7 protein-coding genes are annotated in these 4,673 nt (G+C 43.0%); all 7 read right to left on the bottom strand.

The features are described 5' to 3' along the window. Nucleotides 1-33 precede the first annotated feature (33 nt). The 7 genes from B9J84_RS15560 to B9J84_RS15530 all read right to left on the bottom strand — a co-directional run bounded on the left by B9J84_RS15560 (nucleotide 34) and on the right by B9J84_RS15530 (nucleotide 4,546). Nucleotides 34-885 (bottom strand): IS3 family transposase, encoded by an 852-nt coding sequence (locus B9J84_RS15560; RefSeq protein ID WP_094124520.1) that lies wholly within the window; start codon nucleotides 883-885, stop codon nucleotides 34-36. Further along, nucleotides 882-1,190: a transposase gene (locus B9J84_RS15555; protein ID WP_004413754.1), complete on the bottom strand. Its 309-nt coding sequence runs from the start codon at nucleotides 1,188-1,190 to the stop codon at nucleotides 882-884. Before B9J84_RS15555 ends, B9J84_RS15560 begins: the two co-directional genes overlap by 4 nt. Nucleotides 1,191-1,380: 190 nt before the next feature. Beyond that, nucleotides 1,381-1,869, bottom strand: coding sequence for a dual specificity protein phosphatase family protein (locus B9J84_RS15550; protein ID WP_080497414.1), 489 nt, complete (start codon nucleotides 1,867-1,869; stop codon nucleotides 1,381-1,383). A 137-nt stretch (nucleotides 1,870-2,006) separates the two neighbouring features. Further along, nucleotides 2,007-2,267, bottom strand: coding sequence for a hypothetical protein (locus B9J84_RS16250; protein ID WP_047691228.1), 261 nt, complete (start codon nucleotides 2,265-2,267; stop codon nucleotides 2,007-2,009). A gap of 156 nt (nucleotides 2,268-2,423) precedes the next feature. Further along, on the bottom strand, nucleotides 2,424-3,242 hold the full coding sequence (locus B9J84_RS15540; RefSeq protein WP_094124519.1) for a DUF2971 domain-containing protein: 819 nt from the start codon (nucleotides 3,240-3,242) through the stop codon (nucleotides 2,424-2,426). Between the two features lie 144 nt (nucleotides 3,243-3,386). Beyond that, a complete protein-coding gene (locus tag B9J84_RS15535; RefSeq protein WP_094124518.1) occupies nucleotides 3,387-3,902 on the bottom strand; it encodes a lipocalin family protein in 516 nt (171 codons plus the stop codon). A 134-nt stretch (nucleotides 3,903-4,036) separates the two neighbouring features. Then, entirely contained in the window at nucleotides 4,037-4,546 is a 510-nt protein-coding gene (locus B9J84_RS15530) for an ATPase AAA (RefSeq protein ID WP_017046323.1), read from the bottom strand. Nucleotides 4,547-4,673: the final 127 nt, after the last annotated feature.

Raw genomic sequence — 4,673 nt, 5'->3', positions numbered from 1 at the left:
TGGTGTACCCCACAAAAAGTAGACAGTACATAACTACATACTTTCGTACTCAACTGGGCTGACATGCCCCAACGCTGAGTGTCTTCTTTTGCGATTGTAAAATACCTCGATGTATTCGAAGATACCCATTCGGGCTTCTTCGATAGTTTGGTAGTCTTCTGCGTATATCAGTTCGACTTTGAGTCGACTGTAGAACGACTCCATCACCGCATTATCCCAACAGTTACCCTGTCGACTCATGCTCGGTACACCTCCATGCTTACGCATGAAGTCTTGATATTTATATGCCCTGTATTGTACACCACGGTCCGAATGAATAATGACGCCCTTAGGCGGCTTACGTGATTCAAACGCCATTTTTAGGGCATTGGTGATGAGCTCAACCGTCATCGCTATCCCTAGTGACCAACCCACGATACGCCTTGAATGCAAGTCCATCACTGTTGCTAAGAAGAGCCAGCGGCTCTTCACCCAGATATACGTGATGTCCGTGACCCACTTCTGATTCGGTGTCTCAGACTCAAAGTCTCTACGCAGTAAATTATCAGCTACATTGATCATAGCGGCCACATCCTTGCTGTATTTAAACCCTTTGCCATTCCGTGCCCTGATACCTTTCTCCTTCATGATATCAGCCACATAGTTCACGCAGCAGGCATAACCGGCTTCATTTAGCTCTTCGGTTATCCGCACTGAACCGTAACGTGCCCTATATTGAGCAAAGGTACACATGACTAGCTGTTCAAAGCGCTCTCGCCGCTTTGAACGCTCACTCGGCGTATGATGGCTCCATTTGTAGTAACCACCTCGACTCACTTCTAAAGTACGACACATTAGGCTAATCGAGTACTCACCGGCATAACTTTCAATGAACTCGTACTTCACTCTTGCTGCTTCGCGAAGTACGCCGACACCTTTTTTAGGAATTCCATTTCATCTTTAAGCCGCTTGTTCTCGCGCCTAAGCGCTCGAAGCTCTTCGGACTCTTTCTTCGAGTAATCGACACCGTCTAAGGTGTTAAACTGTTTATCAGATAGGCGTGTGAACTGGCGCTTCCAGTTCCGGATTTGTTGGGCACTGATGCCCAACTCCTTGGCAACGGAGACAGCTGTTCGGCCAGGAAGACTGGCAAGACGAACTGCTTCTTTGCGGAACTCTTCGGTGTACGCTGGATTACGATGTTTAGCCATAAATCACCTCTCAATTAGACCCTAGATCTAACTTAGCAAAGTGTCTACTAAACGTGGGGTACTCGGAAATATAACGCCCGCCTAAGGGGCTGGCAACGCATAACACCAAACTAAAACACAACAACCGTAACCACCGCGGCTCATTGGGACTGGAAACGCCACGCGTTGACAGTCCCTCTTGAGGCGTTTGTTATGTGTTAGACAGACCAACCAAAACTTTTTCTGTAAACCAATCCCAGTCTGGTGCACTGAAAGCAATATCACGAACATCCTTTACTGCCGACATTGATTCTTCTACACCGAACCCTTTGGATTTTAAAAGGTATGCTGCTAATGCTAGCCCTGTCCGATCTTTGCCTGATTTGCAATGTACTACAACTTTGCCTTGAGTCTCATTTTGTTCAATGAACTTGATAATTCGAGGTAATGCATCAAGACAAACCTCAAAATCACCACTTTGAACTGGTGCATTACTCGAAAGAGGAATGTGTTCATACGCAAAACCAATAGCCTTTAGGCGTGAAATATGAACACTCTCTCCGTCATTGACCGAAATAATTGCTCGAACTCCAGATGACCACAACTCTTCTAGGTCCCACATGACTTTATCTGGCCCACAGCGCCCTGCTACAGAGTTTGTTACGAAAAAAAGATTTTCCAATTGAGCCTCAAAACACATAACGCCCGGCTAAGGGGTTGACAACGCATAGCCAGACTCAAAAAACACACCGTAAACCCTGAACTTCAATTTTGCACTAAAGCCGCCACGCGTTGACAATCCCTCTTGAGCCGTTTGTTATGTGCGTTGCTGAATAATTATTTACCTTTCGCTTCAGCATAATAATTATAATCACTAGTTCCACTTGATGCTTGGCGACTAGGTTTAGCTGTCTGCTCTTTATGTTGCCGTAAAAGCTCTTTTTGATAATGCTTTAGAGGTGGGTCTGAACGTGTACTCTTAATTTTTTGAGACCAGCCTCGCTCAAAATCATTATACTCCTGTGAATTTCTCGGATATGGATTTTCATAATGCTTAGCGCCATAACCTTTTTTATACGCTTCCGTACGACCCACCATAATTATTGAGTACTCCTTATTTTTGCTCAAAGCACATAACGCCCAATTAAGGGGTGAACAACGCCTCCACCCAAACCTAAAGCATTGTGCCATAAACACTGAAACTGAAGTAGAAGCAAAAGTGCCAAGCGTTGTGAATCCCTCTTAAATTGCTTGTTAGCTTTGTTGGTTGATTGATTGTTCTGCTATTAACTGCCATGAATGTACGTCAGGCTGACATTGCAACAATTTTAAATCTTTGCGTCCCCATGAGAGAAGGATCTCTTTAAGTTCATCACCGGAGAAATCATTCTTTTTAGTTACATTCTTATATACATGCCGACCTAAATATATTTCCTTAATAGCATTTTCTGGTATATCCAAACAATACAATGGACGCCCTGCTACTGAGATTTTATTCCAAGCGTTACTGCGCCCCTTACCGAAATGGTAGCTAAACGGTAGAGCTGATATGTCCTTAACAACTCGAACTTCTTCTTCATAGCTCCACTCAATAGATTTGTACAAAAATGCCCTTTTGACTAGATTAAACGAGTCAGAGTTAAATTTGATGCCATTTCCTATACTCATCAATTCTTCACTACTTAAGGTAAGCAAATTTTTATGTGGCTTGGTTGCCGAATAGACGATTTCGCCATACTGACAAGGTATGACGCATGCATCTTCATCTGTAAATCCAGCTAATTTAGCATCAAAACCAATTACCACACCTTGATGTTCGTCTCCATAGTGAGCCCACATCAATGGATTCAATGGTTGCCTAGTAAGTGAAAGCACCCCATAGTTTCTTGAAAAACGATTTTTACACGCATTCGTTGCCATGCTTGCAGTTACGAATGAATCACTACCCTCCTCGAATCCAAAAGCGGTGCATTCAAATGGGTCATTCAGATCTTCAAGACAAGAGAAGCCAAGTGATGAATTTTCAATAACAGAAATAGCCGCTTTAAACGACATATATTTATACAGAATCAACGTTTATCCTCAAAAAGCTAACGCCCGGCTAAGGGGTTGACGACGCACCGCCGAACTCAAAAAACACACGGTAAACACTAAACTTCAATTTTGTACTAAAGTCGCCAAGCGTTGGCAATCCCTCTTGAGCCGTTTGTTAGGTATTTATTGCTGCTGAACGTAAATGAGCCGATTTGTATCAAAGCCACGCTCTTTCGACATTTGAACGAACTTCTCCAGAATGTCTGGTTCGACTCTAGGCGTTCTTGAAAGTAACCACAGATATTCTGTATTCGGCCCTGATACGAAGGCATAACTGTAGTTTTCACGCTCTAACTCAAACACCACGTAAGAGCCATAAAACGGACCAAAAAATGAAACCTTCAGATAACCGTCTGTTGGACTATTTACAAAGTAAGCTTTGCCTTCAGCCTCTTTCCACTCACCTTTCTCTTCGGAATAACCACGATTAAGAACCGAAACACCGCCATCATTTCGAACACGGTATTCCGCAGTAACCTGACTTAAACCTCTTTCAAAAGAGTGATCAAGTCGAGCAACCTCGTACCATTTACCTAAATAATTGTTCAGTTCAAAATCCGACACAGGCTTTACTGATTCGGGCATACCCAAGCAGCCGTTTAATAAAACAGTACAAATAATCAACAAGATTGATCTCATTATGCCTCCAAATACCTAACGCCCGGCTAAGGGGTTGACAACGCACCACCGAACTTAAAAAATACACCGTAAACACTGAACTTCAATTTTGCACCAAAGTCGCCATGCGTTGGCAATCCCTCTTGAGCCGTTTGTTAGCATGCTGTTCCCGCTGCAAAAGAACTAACCTGCAAACGTGATGTAAAACGCACTTTAGTACCAGAAAAATTGCTGAAAAGATAATCATGGAACTGTCTTGAAGTTTTTGATGTACGAATCGAATATTCAGACGCCCAAGTCAGTAGTTCTTTGAAATTTTTATCGGCTTCTACTACATCAAGTTGCTTTGAACTTTCTGAACCACGAGCAAGTAACGAAGCCTTACATACTGCCCAATTTAGATCCAAAAACAACAAAGTGTCCGCATGTGGGATCAACTCTTCTATTAAAGCACCAAATACACCTTCAACAATCCAAGATGGATCCATACTCAATTTGACCAGTTCACTTTTTATCGTTTCAGGAGAGCGTTTCTGGTTATAGCCACCAGGTTCCCAAACAACTGAATCCAAGTGAACTTCTTTTAGTCTAAGTCTCTTTGATAACTGTCCTGACAACCAACTTTTACCTGAACCAGAGTTTCCGATGATAAGGATCTTTTTCATGCTACCTCTGCATGCTAACGCCCGGCTAAGGGGTTGACAACGCACCGCTGAACTTAAAAAACACACTGTAAACACTAAACTTCAATTTTGCACTAAAGTCGCCACGCGTTGGCAATCCCTCTTGAGC

Source organism: Vibrio sp. V03_P4A6T147 (genome assembly GCF_002241085.1).
GTDB classification, from domain to species: domain Bacteria; phylum Pseudomonadota; class Gammaproteobacteria; order Enterobacterales; family Vibrionaceae; genus Vibrio; species Vibrio anguillarum.
The sequence above is the reverse complement of the archived record's forward strand: the minus strand, read 5'-3'. Positions and strand labels throughout refer to the sequence as shown.

Coding starts and splice junctions, on each gene's coding strand:
- B9J84_RS16250 (WP_047691228.1), bottom strand. CDS start 2,267: ATGGTGGGTCGTACGGAAGCGTATAAAAAAGGTTATGGCGCTAAGCAT.
- B9J84_RS15535 (WP_094124518.1), bottom strand. CDS start 3,902: ATGAGATCAATCTTGTTGATTATTTGTACTGTTTTATTAAACGGCTGC.
- B9J84_RS15550 (WP_080497414.1), bottom strand. CDS start 1,869: ATGTGTTTTGAGGCTCAATTGGAAAATCTTTTTTTCGTAACAAACTCT.
- B9J84_RS15530 (WP_017046323.1), bottom strand. CDS start 4,546: ATGAAAAAGATCCTTATCATCGGAAACTCTGGTTCAGGTAAAAGTTGG.
- B9J84_RS15555 (WP_004413754.1), bottom strand. CDS start 1,190: ATGGCTAAACATCGTAATCCAGCGTACACCGAAGAGTTCCGCAAAGAA.